The organism is Nocardia brasiliensis ATCC 700358 (assembly GCF_000250675.2).
GTDB classification, from domain to species: Bacteria; Actinomycetota; Actinomycetes; order Mycobacteriales; family Mycobacteriaceae; genus Nocardia; species Nocardia brasiliensis_B.
Map to the genome: position 1 here is coordinate 8,627,063 of NC_018681.1, position 17,392 is coordinate 8,644,454.

At 65.8% G+C, this 17,392-nt stretch carries 15 protein-coding genes; 3 read left to right on the forward strand and 12 right to left on the reverse strand.

Translation table 11 applies throughout. From position 1 onward, the window contains the following. Positions 1-24 precede the first annotated feature (24 nt). On the reverse strand, positions 25-987 hold the full coding sequence (locus tag O3I_RS38500; protein ID WP_041563142.1) for a zinc-binding dehydrogenase: 963 nt from the start codon (positions 985-987) through the stop codon (positions 25-27). 75 nt (positions 988-1,062) lie between these two features. Beyond that, entirely contained in the window at positions 1,063-1,194 is a 132-nt protein-coding gene (locus O3I_RS46905) for a hypothetical protein (protein WP_272944281.1), read from the reverse strand. 444 nt (positions 1,195-1,638) lie between these two features. On the opposite strand from O3I_RS46905, the gene O3I_RS38505 reads away from it, so the two are divergent. From O3I_RS38505 to O3I_RS38515, 3 genes are all read left to right on the forward strand, one after another. Continuing rightward, the gene (locus tag O3I_RS38505; protein WP_014988472.1) at positions 1,639-2,010 is read left to right on the forward strand and encodes a type II toxin-antitoxin system RelE/ParE family toxin; all 372 of its coding nucleotides are present in this window, start codon (positions 1,639-1,641) and stop codon (positions 2,008-2,010) included. Continuing rightward, entirely contained in the window at positions 2,007-2,336 is a 330-nt protein-coding gene (locus O3I_RS44355) for a helix-turn-helix domain-containing protein (protein ID WP_041563143.1), read from the forward strand. Before O3I_RS38505 ends, O3I_RS44355 begins: the two co-directional genes overlap by 4 nt. 183 nt (positions 2,337-2,519) lie before the next feature. Beyond that, positions 2,520-2,939: a hypothetical protein gene (locus O3I_RS38515; RefSeq protein WP_141692077.1), complete on the forward strand. Its 420-nt coding sequence runs from the start codon at positions 2,520-2,522 to the stop codon at positions 2,937-2,939. 1 nt (position 2,940) lies between these two features. Here the strand turns inward: O3I_RS38515 and O3I_RS38520 are convergent, their stop codons facing one another. From O3I_RS38520 to O3I_RS38565, 10 genes are all read right to left on the reverse strand, one after another. Next, a complete protein-coding gene (locus O3I_RS38520) occupies positions 2,941-3,465 on the reverse strand; it encodes a hypothetical protein (RefSeq protein ID WP_014988475.1) in 525 nt (174 codons plus the stop codon). Positions 3,466-3,567: 102 nt separating this feature from the next. Further along, a complete protein-coding gene (locus O3I_RS38525; protein ID WP_014988476.1) occupies positions 3,568-3,852 on the reverse strand; it encodes a hypothetical protein in 285 nt (94 codons plus the stop codon). Next, positions 3,839-4,111, reverse strand: a complete 273-nt coding sequence (locus O3I_RS38530; protein WP_041563145.1) for a hypothetical protein — start codon at positions 4,109-4,111, stop codon at positions 3,839-3,841. The genes O3I_RS38525 and O3I_RS38530 overlap by 14 nt, the downstream gene beginning before the upstream one ends. Positions 4,112-4,229: 118 nt before the next feature. Further along, positions 4,230-8,183: a DNA-directed RNA polymerase subunit beta' gene (locus tag O3I_RS38535; RefSeq protein ID WP_014988478.1), complete on the reverse strand. Its 3,954-nt coding sequence runs from the start codon at positions 8,181-8,183 to the stop codon at positions 4,230-4,232. A gap of 107 nt (positions 8,184-8,290) precedes the next feature. Beyond that, positions 8,291-11,797: a DNA-directed RNA polymerase subunit beta gene (locus O3I_RS38540; RefSeq protein WP_014988479.1), complete on the reverse strand. Its 3,507-nt coding sequence runs from the start codon at positions 11,795-11,797 to the stop codon at positions 8,291-8,293. Between the two features lie 358 nt (positions 11,798-12,155). After that, on the reverse strand, positions 12,156-12,881 hold the full coding sequence (locus O3I_RS38545; RefSeq protein WP_014988480.1) for a hypothetical protein: 726 nt from the start codon (positions 12,879-12,881) through the stop codon (positions 12,156-12,158). A 10-nt stretch (positions 12,882-12,891) separates the two neighbouring features. Then, complete coding sequence (locus tag O3I_RS38550) at positions 12,892-13,602, reverse strand: hypothetical protein (protein WP_014988481.1); 711 nt, start codon at positions 13,600-13,602, stop codon at positions 12,892-12,894. Positions 13,603-13,664: 62 nt separating this feature from the next. Then, complete coding sequence (locus O3I_RS38555) at positions 13,665-14,906, reverse strand: MCE family protein (protein WP_014988482.1); 1,242 nt, start codon at positions 14,904-14,906, stop codon at positions 13,665-13,667. Continuing rightward, a complete protein-coding gene (locus tag O3I_RS38560; protein WP_014988483.1) occupies positions 14,903-16,141 on the reverse strand; it encodes an MCE family protein in 1,239 nt (412 codons plus the stop codon). The genes O3I_RS38555 and O3I_RS38560 overlap by 4 nt, the downstream gene beginning before the upstream one ends. Continuing rightward, complete coding sequence (locus tag O3I_RS38565; protein ID WP_014988484.1) at positions 16,138-17,391, reverse strand: MCE family protein; 1,254 nt, start codon at positions 17,389-17,391, stop codon at positions 16,138-16,140. The genes O3I_RS38560 and O3I_RS38565 overlap by 4 nt, the downstream gene beginning before the upstream one ends. Between the last annotated feature and the right edge of the window lies 1 nt (position 17,392).

A 17,392-nucleotide genomic window follows, 5' to 3' on the forward strand; every position in this document is an offset into this window, starting at 1 on the left:
GACAACCGGATGAATCTCCGCCTTTCAGGGTTCGAGCACCACTTTGCCCGTCGTCGCGCGCTGCTCGAGCGCGGCATGCGCGGCGGCGGCTCGGGCCAGCGGGAAAGCTTGCACCGCGGGCACCATGTGTCCTTGGGCCGCGGCGGCAAGGGCACGTTCCTCCTCAGCGCGGACCTGTCGAGGCTTGGCCAGCAACAACGCCAAGGCATCGATGTACGTAATGCCCTGTTCCCGAAGCTTTTCCACATCGGGCGCGAAGGTTCCGCGTGAGGCGTTGCCGTAGGTGAGGTATCGGCCGCCGGTACTGAGCAGATCTATTGCCGCCCGGCCTTTTTCACCTTGCACACCGTCGAGGACCACCGTCACGTCGGCTGCTCTTCGGACTTCGTCGACCCAGCCCGGCTCGTTGTAGTCGACGGCGGAATCGGCGCCGAGGGCGGCGACCGCGGCGACTTTCGCCGAGCCGCCCGCCGCGCCGATGACTCGGGCACCGAGATTGCGCGCATGCTGCACGAGCAGCCTGCCGATCCCGCCCGCCGCCGAATGCACCAGCACCACATCATCTGTGGTGAGTTCGGCGATGTCGAGCACTTCGATCGTGGTGGTCCCGGTGACGATCATGGCGACCGCCGACGCGAAATCGAGTTCGGACGGAATGCGGTGCAGCATCAGCACTTCCGCGACCACCAGCTCGGCGTAGCCGCCGGACGCGCTCCGCGATGTCACCACCGGGACGCCGACCCAGTCGCCGTCGACGCCCGGGCCAGCAGATTCGATGACTCCGGCCACCTCGCCACCGAAGATCGCAGGGAGTTCCGGTAGCGGCGGACCGATCGGAAGACCCTCGCGCATCGCCGTTTCGATCAAATGCACGCCGGCCGCGCGCACCTCGATACGCACCTGTCCCGGGCCAGGAATAGGGTCCGGGACCGTCTCGTAGCGCAGGTTTTCCGCGGGACCGAAAGCATGTAGGACTACGGCGTGCACGATGCCTCCTCGGCAGATCGACTACTCGTCGAAGACAGCGTGCAACCTGAACATTAGTTCATGTCAACGGCAGGATCAGTCTCGGTCCCGGTCCGCCACGCGCTCCGGATAGTCGTCGCCGCGGTCGCGTACGTCGTCCCAGACCGCGAGCACCACGATGCCCGCCAACAGCAGCGGGCCGAGCACCGCCGCGACAATGCATTCCATGACCCGCCCGCTCAGGACGGTCCGCCAGGCCTTCTCGATAGCTCCGATAGGGCGGCGGCGGTGGCGCTCGCCCCCTTTCGACCGTGACCCCGCGAGATCGCGGTGGGCTGGGTGGTGAAGTCACCGAGATCGAAGATCTGGTGGTCGGTCATGAAGCGGCTCGCTTTCAGCAACGGAGGGAACACATTTCGGCTGAGGCTCGCAGCCGCAGTACCCGCCCACCCACAGCCAAACCCCATCAGCTGAAAATATTCTCACAGAAACTATTCCCCCCGAAGTAAACTTCTGGTCACGCTTCAGCCACTACCGAGTCCGGCCGGTCGGGCTGCGCAAACCCTTCATCTCCCGGATCCTCGACGCCCTGGACCGCCGCCGTCACGGTGCACGGACAGCAGCACGCCGATCAATCCCTCATTGACATAAGCCCTATGTTATATTTTGTTGGTGACCTGGGAACTCATACTTCTCGAGCCGGTCGATATCTGGTTCATGAAGCTGTGCGAATCCGATCCGGCGACGGCCGCCTTGGTCGAGCAGGCGCTGGACCGACTAGCTGCCGTCGGTCCTGCGCTCGGCAGACCCCTAGTCGACACCCTCGAGCACAGCCGGCTGCGCAATCTGAAGGAACTCAGACCTGGCTCCCGCGGACACTCGGAAATACGCATCCTGTTCGTATTCGATCCGGACCGCGAAGCCATCATCCTGGTTGCGGGTGACAAGGCCGGACGGTGGTCACACTGGTACGACGACGCGATCCCGTTGGCAGAGCAGCGCTTTGCCGACTATCGCGCCCAGAAGCACGAGGAGAACAAATGAGCGCTGCCCGAAACTGGCGAGATGTGAAGGCTGAAGCCCATCGCCTACATCCCGAACTGGCCGAACCAGAGGCCCAGGCGGCCGCGGCCGCACAATTGGATGCTCACATTGCTGGTCACCACCTGAAGGAACTCCGTAAGGCCGTAGGAAGGACCCAGGCCGAGATTGCGGCGGTTCTCGGTGTCTCGCAGTCCCGTGTCTCCCAGATCGAGAACGGCGATCTGGCTGCCATGGAACTCGACACCCTGCGCGCCTATGCGCAGGCGTTGGGCGGGAGCGTCAACATCACTGTGAGCGTCGGCCCGCACACCGTGAAAGTCGCGTAGCCGCTCCACTGAGACCAACCTGAAGTCGTTGGCAATGCAACCGACGTGACTCCTGCCGCGGCCCGCATGCGCCCAGGCGAACCGGCTACCTCAGGCTGTTGCTCCTGCGCTCGAGCGCAGGAGATGTCGGTGGTATCGGCTACGTTCAGATCGCTCGTCGCATCCGTCCGCACGATGGAGTGAATGATGAATGGGTTGATGCTTTCTGCCGCTACTGTTCAGGAAATTCAGCTCGAACTGATTCGGCGTAGCAGGTTCAACAACTTCGACGGAGCCGCGGTTACGGCAAGCTTGGAGAAGCACCGGAGCCTATGGGTCGCGGCGTATCTGGATCGCATCGGCGTAAGCTCGGCCGGCCACCCGGACTGGGTGCCTGCACTGTCGCTGATCAAGCTGCGCGATCTGCCGAACGATACCTGGAACACCGACACGCTCGTGGTGCTGACCGAAAACCTAGGCAAGGCACGAGAGTTGGCGGCAGTTGCCGAGGACGATCGTTGGCTGGCGCACGAGGTGATCGTGCAGGACAACGCGGAGGAAATGGGCGCGGCACTCGGCAGTTGGCCGTACCGCACCGGTGTGTTGATGGCCTGGTGGGACTGATTCAGACCTCTTCGCTGGGTGGGAGGGTGGGGTCGGGGTGGGAGATGAAGGGGACCAGCCATTCGAGGCGGGGGCGGATGGGGGCGTCGTATTCGAGGTAGACGGCCTGGTGGTAGTCGAATTGTTCGAGGAAGCCCTGGAGTTTGCGGTAGGCGGATTCACGGTGCGCCGGTGTGCCGCCGCTCTTTTCGGCTTCCAGGACGAGCAGGCGGTGGTCGGGGCCGCCGCCGCGCGGGTCGTGCACGATCAGGTTCGGGTAGACGTGTTCGGCGCGGGCGTCCGGTACGCGCAGATATCGCTCGCGGACGACCTGCAACCCGCGCTCATGGAAGAGGTTGTAGTCGACGTCGGCCCGCCACAACCCGGACCACGTCTCCAGCCGTAGGTTGAGCGCTGCGGCGATGTGCGCCACCACCGTTCGCGCATGCGCCCCGTTCTCGATCAGATCAGGACAGTTCTTCCACACCGACCGAATCGCGTCCCGCACGACCTCGCGAACGACATCGTCGGCCACCGGAGCCGTCATCCCGCAGATCATGCCACCAGATCAGGTGCTGAAGTGCCCGATCTCGCCGACGATCTCCACCGAACCCAGCGCGTCCCTTCGATGGGTCGCTCGGCGGACGGCTCAGAGTGCGTCTACCACGACGACGAGGACGAGGACCTGAACCAGGCGCGGACCGGTCTCGACGAGACTGTGGAAGAGGGTGACACCACCGACGTCCCATTCGTAGGCGTTCGGAATTTCCTCTCCACCGGCACGAAAAGGCCTGGCACCGTTGGCCAGTGGTAACGGATCGTCCAGGAGATCGAGTAGCGCCGTGCGCACCTTGATGCGCAGGACCTCGGGCAGTTCGGATATCTGCTGCTCGGCTCGTGGAGCGACCTCTATGAGAACCCTACGGCCGGTCAAAAAGGTCTTCTCGCTGCAGATCCTCTCGGGTCAACGTGCGAAAAGAAGTGGGATCGGCCTCGTACTGGGCGATCCCCTCGCGGAATTGGACCGCGATCGCGGTTCGGCGTTCGTCCTCTCGCCGGAGCCGGTGCAGCTCCTCACGTTCAGCCTTCAGTTGCTGGTATTCGGCCAAACTGACGATCACCTCGACCGCGCCGTCCGGGCCGGTGATCACGCGATGCGGATCGCCGGCGGGGAGAGGACTCGCGGGAGGCATGGGCTCAATAGTAGTGGATTGTGGCTCGGCGCTGGGCCGCATATCGGCTGCACCAGCGCCTATCCGACGCAAACGGCCCCCGCTCCGAGGAGCGGGGGCCGGATGTTGCGGTACCGGACTAGCGGTAGTCGCTGAAACCGTAGTCGTCGAGCGGGACTGCGGCGCCGGTGGTTTGGCCGAAGCTGTCCGGGCTGTAGTAGGTGTCGTCGTAGGACGGCACCGCGTACGCGGCGGCACGGGCTTCTTCGGTCGGCTGCACCTGGATGTTGCGGTACCGGTTGATGCCGGTACCGGCCGGGATCAGCTTGCCGATGATCACGTTCTCCTTGAGGCCGATGAGCTTGTCGGAGCGGCAGTTGATGGCCGCGTCCGTCAGCACTCGAGTGGTCTCCTGGAAGGACGCCGCCGACAGCCACGAATCGGTCGCGAGCGACGCCTTCGTGATACCCATCAGCACCGGCCGGCCGGCCGCGGGCTCGTTGCCCTCGGCGACGACGCGACGGTTGGAGGCCTCGAACTCGGAACGCTCGGTGAGCGAACCGGGCAGGAACTCCGTGGCACCCGAATCGATGATCGTCACGCGACGCAGCATCTGGCGCACGATGACCTCGATGTGCTTGTCGTGGATCGACACACCCTGCGAGCGGTAGACCTCCTGGACCTCGTGGACCAGGTGGATCTGCACCTGACGGGGACCCATGATGCGCAGCACCTCGTGCGGATCCGCCGCGCCTTCCAGCAGCTGCTGGCCGACCTCGACGTGGTCGCCGTCGGAGAGCAGACGCTCGGTGCCGTCGTCGTGCTTGAAGACACGCAGGCGCTGCCGCTTCGAGAGCTTGTCGTAGACAACCTCTTCGCCACCGTCATCGGGGATGATGGTGATCTTGTAGAAGCGATCGTCGTCCTCGAGCCGCACCCGGCCGGAGACCTCGGCGATGGGCGCCTTGCCCTTCGGCACACGAGCCTCGAAGAGCTCCTGCACGCGGGGCAGACCGCCGGTGATGTCATCGCCCGCGACACCACCCTGGTGGAAGGTACGCATGGTCAGCTGGGTACCGGGCTCACCGATGGACTGCGCGGCGACGATGCCGACGGCCTCGCCGATGTCGACCAGCTTGCCGGTCGCCATGGAGCGGCCGTAGCAGGTCGCACACACGCCGGTGCCGGTGGTGCAGGTCAGCACGGAGCGGACCTTCACCTCGGTGATACCCGCGTCGAGCAGCGCCTCGATGGCCGGGTCGCCGAGGTCGGCGCCCTTTCCGACGACGACGTTGCCGTTGGCGTCGACCGCGTCGGACGCGAGCGTCCGGGCGTAGGCACTGGTCTCGACGTGCGCGTCGCGGATGATGGTGCCGTCCGGCTGCTTCTCCGCGATCGGCACCACGATGCCGCGCTCGGTGGCGCAGTCGTGCTCGCGCACGATCACGTCCTGCGAGACGTCCACCAGACGACGGGTCAGGTAACCCGAGTCGGCGGTACGCAGCGCGGTGTCGGCCAGACCCTTACGCGCGCCGTGGGTGTTGATGAAGTACTCCAGCACCGTCAGGCCCTCACGGAAGGAGGACTTGATCGGCCGCGGGATGAACTCACCCTTCGGGTTCGTCACCAGGCCCTTCATACCGGCGAGGGTACGAGTCTGGGTGAAGTTACCGGTGGCGCCCGAGTCGACGATCGTGATGATCGGGTTGTCGGCCGGGTAGTGCGCCCGCAGCGCGCGACCGACTTCTTCGGTCGCTTCCTGCCAGATCTTCACCAGGGCGTTGTTGCGCTCCTGGTGATCGAGCGCACCACGCTGGTACTTCTTCTCGATCTGGTCGGACTGCGCCTCGTAGCGCTCCATGATCTCGGTCTTCTCCGGCGGCACGAGCACGTCGGACATGGAGACCGTCACGCCGGAACGGGTGGCCCAGTAGAAGCCCGCGTCCTTCAGCTTGTCGACGGTCTGCGCGACCACGATCATCGGGTAGCGCTCGGCCAGATCGTTGATGATCGTCGCCTGACGCTTCTTCGGCATCTGCTCGTTGATGAACGCGTAGTCCGCCGGGAGCAGCTCGTTGAAGAGCACGCGACCGAGGGTGGTCTCCGCGATCCACGCGTCACCGCGCTGCCAGCCCTGCGGGAACAGCGCCGTCTCGATGTCCTTCGGCGGGCGCTGCTCGGTGAGCCGCACCTTGATCAGCGAACGCACGGTGAGCTCACCGCGGTCCACCGCCATCTGCGCCTCGGCGGGCGAGGAGTACACGCCGAACTCGGCGGAATCCTTTGCGGCCGGCTTGTATTCGCCCTTGCCACCCTCTTCGAGGCGGGTCAGGTAGAACAGGCCGGTCACCATGTCCAGACGCGGCATGGCCAGCGGGCGACCCGAGGCCGGCGACAGGATGTTGTTCGAGGACAGCATCAGGATGCGGGCCTCGGCCTGCGCCTCCGCGGACAGCGGCAGGTGCACGGCCATCTGGTCACCGTCGAAGTCGGCGTTGAACGCTTCACAGACGAGCGGGTGCAGCTGGATCGCCTTACCTTCGACGAGCTGCGGCTCGAACGCCTGGATGCCGAGGCGGTGCAGGGTGGGCGCGCGGTTCAGCAGCACCGGGTGCTCGGCGATGACCTCTTCGAGGACATCCCACACCTGGGGACGCTGCCGCTCGACCATCCGCTTGGCGGACTTGATGTTCTGCGCGTGGTTCAGGTCGACCAGGCGCTTCATCACGAACGGCTTGAACAGCTCCAGCGCCATCAGCTTGGGCAGACCGCACTGGTGCAGCTTCAGCTGCGGGCCGACGACGATGACCGAACGGCCCGAGTAGTCGACACGCTTGCCGAGCAGGTTCTGGCGGAACCGGCCCTGCTTGCCCTTGAGCAGATCGCTCAGCGACTTCAGCGGGCGGTTACCCGGTCCGGTGACCGGGCGGCCGCGGCGGCCGTTGTCGAACAGCGCGTCCACGGACTCCTGCAGCATCCGCTTCTCGTTGTTGACGATGATCTCGGGCGCACCCAGATCGATCAGTCGCTTGAGGCGGTTGTTGCGGTTGATCACGCGGCGGTACAGGTCGTTCAGGTCGGAGGTGGCGAAGCGGCCACCGTCGAGCTGAACCATCGGGCGCAGCTCCGGCGGGATCACCGGAACGGCGTCGAGCACCATGCCCATCGGCGAGTTGCCGTTGGTCTGGAACGCCGCGACGACCTTGAGCCGCTTGAGCGCACGCAGCTTCTTCTGGCCCTTGCCGCTGCGGATGGTCTCCCGCAGGTTCTCGGCCTCGGCGTCGATGTCGAAGTTCTCCATCAGCTTCTGGATGGACTCCGCACCCATGGCGCCGGTGAAGTACTCGCCGTAGCGGTCGATCAGCTCGCGGTAGAGCACCTCGTCGACGATGAGCTGCTTCGGGGCCAGCTTGGTGAAGGTGGTCCAGATCTCGTCGAGCCGGTCCAGCTCACGCTGGGCCCGGTCGCGCAGCTGACGCATCTCACGCTCGCCGCCGTCCTTGACCTTGCGGCGCACGTCGGACTTGGCACCCTCGGCCTCGAGCTCGGCCAGGTCGGCCTCGAGCTTCTGGGCGCGGGCCTCCAGGTCGGCGTCGCGCTGATCGGCGACGGCCTTCTTCTCGACCTCCATCTCGGCTTCGAGGGTGCTGAGCTCGTTGTGGCGCAGCTCCTCGTCGACCCCGACGATGACGTAGGCGGCGAAGTAGATGATCTTTTCCAGATCCTTCGGCGCCAGGTCGAGCAGGTACCCGAGGCGCGAGGGCACGCCCTTGAAGTACCAGATGTGGGTGACCGGGGCGGCCAGCTCGATGTGGCCCATCCGCTCACGGCGCACCTTGGCCCGGGTCACCTCGACGCCACAGCGCTCACAGATGATGCCCTTGAAGCGCACGCGCTTGTACTTGCCGCAGTAGCACTCCCAGTCCCGGGTGGGACCGAAGATCTTCTCGCAGAACAAGCCGTCCTTCTCCGGCTTGAGCGTGCGGTAGTTGATGGTCTCCGGCTTCTTCACCTCGCCGAAGGACCACTGGCGAATGTCGTCGGCGGTGGCCAGGCCGATCCGGAGTTCATCGAAGAAGTTGACGTCTAGCACGTAACTTCCTTTCCCCTGTAAGGGTCGAATTCGAGCAAAAAGTTCACTAGTTGATGGAACGCGGGGTGCGAATGTCGTTAGAAACAAACGACATTCGCACTTACCGCCTAGTTCGCCAGGTCGTCGACGGTGGCGGCTTCGTTCCTGGACAGGTTGATGCCCAGGTTCGCGGCCGCGCGCTCCAGGTCCTCGTCGTCGCCGTCACGCATCTCGATCGCGGCGCCGTCCGAAGACAGCACCTCGACGTTGAGGCACAGCGACTGGAGTTCCTTGAGGAGCACCTTGAACGACTCCGGAATGCCCGGCTCCGGAATGTTCTCGCCCTTGACGATCGCCTCGTAGACCTTCACGCGACCGACCACGTCGTCGGACTTGATGGTGAGCAGTTCCTGCAGCGTGTAAGCCGCGCCGTAGGCCTGCATCGCCCAGCACTCCATTTCACCGAAGCGCTGGCCACCGAACTGGGCCTTACCGCCGAGCGGCTGCTGGGTGATCATCGAGTACGGACCGGTCGAACGGGCGTGGATCTTGTCGTCGACCAGGTGGTGCAGCTTCAGGATGTACATGTAGCCGACCGCCACCGGGTACGGGAACGGTTCACCCGAACGCCCGTCGAGCAGCGTCGCCTTGCCGTTGTCGTCGACCATGCGCTCGCCGTCGCGGTTCGGCAGGGTCGAGGCCAGCAGACCGGTGAGCTCCTCCTCGCGGGCGCCGTCGAAGACGGGGGTCGCGATGTTGGAGTTCGACGGTGCGCCGAGCATCTCCTCCGGCAGCGCCTTCGCCCAGTCGGGACGGGTCCCGTCCGTGGCGACGTCGACGTTCCAGCCGGCCTTGCCGATCCACCCGAGGTGGGTTTCCAGGATCTGGCCGATGTTCATACGCCGCGGCACGCCGTGGGTGTTGAGGATGATGTCGACCGGAGTGCCGTCGGGCAGGAAGGGCATGTCCTCGGTGGGCAGGATCTTGCCGATGACACCCTTGTTGCCGTGGCGGCCGGCGAGCTTGTCACCGTCCTGGATCTTGCGCTTCTGCGCGACGTAGACGCGCACCAGCTCGTTCACACCGGGAGGCAGGTCGTCGTCGTCCTCGCGGGAGAACACCCGGATACCGATGACCTTGCCCGACTCACCGTGGGGCACCTTGAGCGAGGTGTCACGCACCTCACGGGCCTTCTCCCCGAAGATCGCGCGCAGCAACCGCTCTTCCGGGGTCAGCTCGGTCTCGCCCTTCGGGGTGACCTTACCGACCAGGATGTCACCGTCACGGACCTCCGCGCCGATACGCACGATGCCGCGCTCGTCGAGGTCGGCCAGGACCTCGTCGGAGACGTTGGGGATATCGCGGGTGATCTCCTCGGCACCGAGTTTGGTGTCGCGGGCATCGATCTCGTGCTCTTCGATATGGATCGAGGTCAGCACGTCCTCTTCCACGAGGCGCTGCGACAGGATGATCGCGTCCTCGTAGTTGTGGCCCTCCCACGGCATGATCGCCACGAGCAGGTTCTTGCCCAGCGCCATCTCACCGTTCTCGGTGCACGGACCATCGGCGAGCACCTGACCGGTCTCGACCCGCTGCCCCTCGTCCACGATCGGCCGCTGGTTCGCGCAGGTGCCCTGGTTGGAGCGGGCGAACTTGCGCATCCGGTAGCTCTTGCGCGTGCCGTCGTCGGCCATCACGGTGACGTAGTCGGCGGAAACCTCCTCGACCACACCGCCCTTCTCGTTCACCACGACATCGCCGGCGTCGACGGCGGCGCGCAGCTCCATGCCGGTACCCACCACGGGGGCCTCGGAACGGATCAGCGGCACGGCCTGACGCTGCATGTTCGCACCCATCAGGGCGCGGTTGGCGTCGTCGTGCTCGAGGAACGGGATCATCGCGGTCGCGACCGACACCATCTGGCGCGGCGAGACGTCCATGTAGTCGACCTCGGACGCGGGCACGAGCTCGTTCTCCTCGTTGCCGCGGCGGCAGAGCACCCGATCCTCGAGGAAGCGGCCCTCCGCGTCGACCGGCGAGTTGGCCTGCGCGCGCACGTGCCGGTCTTCCTCGTCGGCGGTGAGGTACTTGACCTCGTCGGTGACCTTGCCGTCGATCACCCGGCGGTACGGCGTCTCGATGAAGCCGAACGGGTTGACCCGCGCGTACACCGACAGCGAACCGATCAGGCCGATGTTCGGGCCTTCCGGGGTCTCGATCGGGCACATGCGGCCGTAGTGCGAGGTGTGCACGTCGCGCACCTCCAGGCCGGCCCGCTCACGGGACAGACCACCCGGGCCCAGCGCCGAGAGGCGGCGCTTGTGGGTCAGACCCGACAGCGGGTTGTTCTGGTCCATGAACTGCGACAGCTGGGAGGTTCCGAAGAACTCCTTGATCGCGGCGACGACCGGGCGGATGTTGATCAGGGTCTGCGGCGTGATCGCCTCGACGTCCTGGGTGGTCATCCGCTCGCGGACCACGCGCTCCATCCGGGACAGGCCGACCCGGATCTGGTTCTGGATCAGCTCGCCGACGGTACGCAGGCGACGGTTGCCGAAGTGGTCGATATCGTCGATCTCGACCGGGACCTCTTCGCCGCCGGGGGCGGTCATCGCGCGGTCACCCGCGTGCAGGCGGACCAGGTACTCGATCGTGGAGACGATGTCTTCCTTGGTCAGCACCGAGCCGGTGACCTGCTCGCCGAGGTGGATGCCGAGCTTCTTGTTGATCTTGTAGCGACCCACGCGGGCGAGGTCGTAGCGCTTCTCCTTGAAGAACAGGTTCTCCAGCAGGGTCTGCGCGGACTCCTTGGTCGGCGGCTCGCCCGGACGCAGCTTGCGGTAGATGTCCAGCAGCGCCTCGTCCTGACCGGCGGTGTTGTCCTTCTCCAGGGTCGACATCATGATCTCGGAGAAGCCGAAGCGCTCCACGATCTCTTCGGTCGTCCAGCCGAGCGCCTTCAGCAGCACCGTGACGGGCTGACGGCGCTTGCGGTCGATGCGGACGCCGACGGTGTCGCGCTTGTCGACGTCGAACTCCAGCCACGCGCCACGCGACGGGATGACGCGCACGCTGTGCAGGTCCTTCTCGGTGGCCTTGTCGACCGAGTGGTCGAAGTAGACGCCCGGCGAACGGACCAGCTGCGAGACGACGACGCGCTCGGTGCCGTTGATGATGAACGTGCCCTTGTCGGTCATCATCGGGAAATCACCCATGAAGACCGTCTGGCTCTTGATCTCACCGGTGTTGTTGTTGATGAACTCCGCGGTGACGAACAGCGGCGCCGCGTAGGTCATGTCCTTGTCTTTGCACTCGTCGATCGAGGCCTTGACCTCTTCGAACCGAGGATCAGAGAAAGACAGGGACATCGAGCCGGAGAAGTCCTCGATCGGCGACAGCTCCTCGAGCACCTCCTCGAGTCCCCCGACTAGCCCGACGTCGCCGCGCGCGGCAACTTTTTCACGCCATGACGGCGAACCGATCAACCATGCAAATGAGTCCGTCTGTAGATCGAGAAGTCCGGGCACCTCCAAGGGTTCACGGATCTTCGCGAAAGACACCCGCAACGGGGCTCCGGGGATTCCGGCAACTGCCTTGGTCTGGGTGGAGACTGCCAAGATGCGTCCTTCCAGCACCTCACGCGCGTCGCGTGGTGGTCCGCGACCGTCGCTTGTCTGCTACGAATTCCGCTGGTTACGACCCAAACAAAACCCGAACAGGCAACAACGGAAGTAACACCGGAAGGTGGAACTTACGTGTGCAAATCGAGGTATGGACAGGAGGCAGCCAGCGCAACGTCCAACCGTACACCAATCGTCACGGGGGTGTCAACCTACCACCCGTGCGCACATTCACGTGGCTGGCGCGCCGTGTCCGAATCGCTGGCTGCGTCGAGGACGACGGGGCGCTAGGAACCCACTGTGACAGCTGCCGCTGTTGTGAATAGCGTGACTGGTCGGGCGAAACTCGTCAAGTAGGCGCGAGAGCGACCGATCACTGGTCGACGATGTCGCTGGCCAGCCAGCGATCGCCCACCTTCTGCATGTGCAGCACGATCGGACCTGCGACGCTCTGCTGCGCCACGCCGTTCTTGGTCGCGCTGACCACCAGGTTGACCAGCAGTTCGGCCCGGTCGTCGGCGAGCAAGGTCACGCCGATCGGATCGGCCTTGGCGTCCGCGCTCGTCTGCGCCTGCTTCACCGCCGAGATGGTGGTGTCGGCGTACTTGTCGAGATCGGCGAGCATCTTGCCGGTGAGCACCTGCTTGGCCGCGTCCCGGTACCCGTCGATGTTCTTCACGTCGTAGGCGTAGACGGTCTTCAATGCGTGGTCCGCGGCCGCCCGCACCTCTTCGGTGGCCTTGTTGTCGACGAACGCCCGATTCGAGTCGTCCACGCCCGGGCGCAGCGCGGCAACCACCGCGAATCCGCCGAGCAACACCGCGGCGATCAGGCAGCCCGCCACCAGGGTCCAGAACGAACGGCCCGATCGCGGCGTCCGCGGCGGGCGGATCCGTGCCGTGCGGGTACGCGCGGGCGCGGGGCGTTGTTCCGCGCGCGCCTGCCGCTTGCCGACCGGACGGGCAGTACTCGTCACACGCGGCTTGCGGACCGGCGTGTTGCGCGGCGTGCCGGTGCGTGACGCACTGCTCCGCGACTGCTGTTCCGCGCCGGGTTGCCGCTTGGGCGTGAGCCGGTTGACCGGCTTACGAGAAGTCATGATGTCGCTCCTACGATCCCGGTTTCGGCGCGGCGGGCGGCTGCTCGGCCGGCGGTTGATCACCGGCGGGCGGCTGCGGCGGCTGACCCTGCCCACCGCTGAGCAGCACCGGCTGACTCAGCGAGGAGATCTGCTCGGCCTTCCACACCTCGCCTGTTCTGGCGACGTCGACATTCCAGGTATAGCGGTATTCGGCCGGCGGCTTGTCCTTGCCGAGCTCGGTCACCTGCAGCACCACCAGTGCGGAGGCCTTGTCCTTTTCACTGTTCAGTGTGGTCACGGCGGCACCGAGCACCTTGGAGGTCATGCCGACGTTCGTCTGCTTTGCGAGCTGCTCGGCCTGATCCTTGTTCTTCTCCGCCGACTCGAGCAGCGCGCCGGTCATCGAGGAGCGGGCCAGCGCGAGCGAGCCCGGCACGTCGTCGAGGTTCATCGAGGTCATGTTGAGCGCGGCCTGGCGGGCGGCATCGAGGGCGTTGTCGCGGGCGTCCGCGCGCGGGGCGTCGCTGACCGCGGCACGGATCCAGCCCGCGCCGAACCAGACGGCGGCGACCAGGGCGACGACCAGCAGCACGGCGGAGCCGGCCAGCACGAGAGTGCGCCAGATCCCGGACCCGGCCCGCGCACCCGAATCCGGAGCTGTGTCCTTCTTGTCCTTTTTCATGTCCACGGCAGCAGCCCCCTCGGCCTGCGCCGCGTCCGCCGTGTCCACATCACTCACTGCTACGCCTCGAAAATTCCTTCGCTTCGCTCACGCGTATTCACCTAACGTCGTCGGTCCGGTCACCGCTTCGCCGTGACGCCCATCAGGGTGGCCATCTGGATGGCGATCGGGCTCAGGTCGAGCCGTTCCGGATCGGTCTTGGGGGTGTTGTCCCAGGGCTGCACGATGTTCGGATCGGCGAGCGCGGCCCGCTCGCCGCCGCGCACCGCAGTCGGGTTACCCTGCGGCACAAGGCATTTCGCATCCTTGTTGAACGGGAACTCGTCGCGGGTGTCGTCGAAATCGGGATTCTGCGCCTTCATCTGCTCGAGAATCCGCTGCGTTCCCTCGTACCCGACAGTACAGGCGGGCGGATTGTTGGTTTCCAGCACGAGCCCGAAGTGGGTGGTGCCGTCGCCGGGCGCGGTGGACGAGCCGCCGATCGAGAGCTGCGGGATCATCTGCAGCAGCGGGCGGATCGCGAAGAACTTGGGCGAGATCGCCAGCAGCAGCTGACGCAGGTTACCCAGGTCCTGGGTGAGCGCGCCGCCGCTCTCGTGCAGCAGCGCGCCGATCTGCTGGCCCGCGTCGTTGCCGGTACCGATCAACCTGCGGATATCCGGGTCGCTGGAGCGCAACTGCGCGGTGAGCTTGTCCAAGCCGTCGCTGAACTGACGGATCGCGTCGGACTGCTCGGCCTGGGTACCGAGCGCGACCTTGCCGTCCCGGATCAGCTGAATGGTCTGCGGCAGCGTCTCGTTGAACGTGGTGGTGAACTTGTTCAGCGAATCGACGAAGACCTGCAGGTCATCGCCCTTGCCGTTGAACGCCTTGCCGAGTTCGCGCACGGTGGTGTTCAGCGCGGCGAGATCGACCGAGCGGGTGAACGTGTCCACGCTGGCGACCAGCTGCTGCACCGGCACCGGCGTGGTGGCCGAGGTGATCACCGAGCCGTCGCGCAGGTAGGGCCCGGAATCGGTGTCCGGCTGCAGGTCGACGTATTGCTCACCGATCGCGGACCGGTTGGCCACCACGGCTTTCGCGGACGCGGGGATCTCCGGCGAATCCGAGTCGATGATCAGATTCATCAGCACGCCGTCGCCGGTGAGTTCCAGGGTGCCGACCCGGCCGACCGGCACGCCGCGATAGGTCACCTCGGCGCCCTTGTAGATGCCGCCGGTCTGGTCTGCCTGCACTTTCACGCCGTACTGGCCGAAACCGAGCATATGGTCCAGCCGGATGTACTTGGCGCCGACGAACACCACGCCGACCACCGCGACGACCACGAACGCGAGCAGCTGCCAGCGCACCAACTTCGTCATCGCGGACCACCCACTCCCAGTTGCTCCAGAATCGCCCCGACCGGGTTCGGCGGCACGCCCGGCGCGGGCGGCTGGGCCATGTTCGGCGGCAACGGCAGGATCGAGATCGTCGGCCAGCCCGCGCGCGGACCGTTGCCGTTGTAATACGGATTGGTCGGATTCACCGGCACCTGCGGACCGAAGGTGGGCGGGATGTACTCCGGATTCGGTTTGCCCACACCGAGATTGCTCAGCGTGACGCCGATCTGCTGATCCACCGACAGCCAGGTGTTCACCGAGCCGCCGAAGGTGGATTCCAGCGTGGAGTCCGGGAACGGATAGGTCGGAATCAGCGGGAACGCGGTGACCAGGTCCGGCGCGGACTTACCGAGCTCCTGCAGTGTCGGGCGCAACGAGGTGAGGTCGCGGATCAGATCGTCCTTCGAGTGGTCGAGCACGTCGAAACCGGCCTGCCCCACCCGATCCAGCTGGGTCAGCAACCCGACGAGCTGAGGTCGCTGCTGCTCCAGGATCTGCACGCCCTCGGGCAGTTCATCGAGGATCTTGCCGATCTGCTCGGTCTGCTGACTGACCCGGCTGCTCAGCACGTCGAGGCCGTCGAGCGCCCGCGTGATGTCGTTGACCTGATCGTCGAGACCCTTGATCAACGTGTTGGCCTGCTCGAGCAGCGAGCGCACCCGCTCCTCCCGGCCGCCGAGGGTCTTGTTCAGCTCGGTGACGATCGGTTGCAGTTGCGCGACGCCACCGCCGTTGAGCAGCAACGACATCGCACCGAGCACCTGCTCGATCTCGGTGGCGTGCCGGGTGCGGTCGACCGTGATCACCGCGCCGTCGCGCAGCTTCGCGGCGGCTGGATCGGCGGGCTTGGACAGCTCGATGAACTTCTCGCCCAGCAGGTTCGACTGCCGCACTTCGGCATGCGCGTTGTCGGGCAGGTCCACCGAGGAGTTCACGACGGTGCGCACCGTCGCGGTCCACTGGTCCTTGCCGATGGTGATGTCCTCGACCCGGCCGACCGGCACGCCCTCCACCTTCACCGCGGACTGCGGCACCAGATCGAGCACGTCGTCGAATTGGATGTCGATGCGCATCGGATGGTCGCCGACGTCCGCGCCGCCGGGCAGCGGGACGCTGTAGATGCCGTCGGACGCGCACGAGGTGACCAGCGCGGCGGCCAGGCCGGTCGCCAGCGCGATACCGAAACCTCTTGTGACGGAACGGATTCGGCTACTCACCGCGCACCTCCCTGGGACGGCGGCAGCTGGTCCGACGGCGTGCCGGGCACGGTGCCGGGCACCGGAGCGCGCTGCTGGTTCTCGTTGCTGAGAATGCCGAACGGCAGGATCAGCGTCGGCGTCTTCACGCCCGCGGTGATCTGATCGGAGATCTCCTGGCAGTGCTCCAGGATCGGGCGCATCTGCCGGCCCAGCGCCTCGAATTGCGGATCGCCCGGCCGCAGCTTGGACACGTCGACCAGCTTGCACATCACGCCGAACGGATCCTGCAGGTCGGTGAAGTTGGCCCGCATGTCGAGGGTGCCGGATTCGGCGTTGTGGATGTTGATCAGGTTGCTCAGCGCCACCGGCAGCACCGGCAGCGCCGCGGCCAGATCGTCGCGCTGTTTGGCCAGCGTCTCGGTGAGCTGGGTCAGGCCCTCGGCATTGCTGGCGATGAGTTCGCGGTTGTTGTCGATGAATCGGGCGACATCGCCGAGCGCGACGGACAGCAGATTCAGCGCGGCGCCCAGATCGTCACGCTCGTTCGCGAGGAAGCTGGACAGATCGGCGAGCTGAACGTTGAACTGGCGCACCTGCGCGTCGTTGCGGGCCAGCATCGTGACGAAGGTCTGCAGATTCTTGACCGTGTCGAAGATGTCACCGCGCGCGTCGGACAGGTACTTGGCCGCCTTGGACAGCTGGGTGAGGCTGTTGGCCAGCGCTTCGCCGTTGCCGTCCAGGTTCGCCGCGCCCGTCCGGACCAGGTCGTTGACCGCGCCCTCCTTGTTGGCGCCGTTGGGGCCCAACGCATCCGAGAGTTCGGTGATGCTCTTGTACAGCTGGTCGACCTCGACCGGGGTGACCGTGCGATCGCGCGCAATGGTCGCCGTGCGCGGCATTTTCGGCCCGCCGGTGTACACCGGGGTGAGCTGGATGTAGCGGTCGGACACGATCGAGGGCGTGATCTGCGCGGCCCGCGCGTCGGCGGGCACGTCGAAGCGGCGATCGACGCTCATCACGATCTTGACCTGATCGCCCTGCGGTTCGACCGAATCCACCGAACCGACCGGGACGCCCAGGATCCGCACGTCCGAACCCTCGTAGATGCCGACCGAACGATCGAAGTACGCGGTGATCTTGGTGGTGGTCATCCGGTCGAACAGCCACCACAGCACCCCGACCACGATCAGCACGGCCACCAGGACCAGCGCGATCGCGACCTTGGTCCCGCGGCTCGAATTCCGCAGCGCGGTCAGCCGATCCGCCATG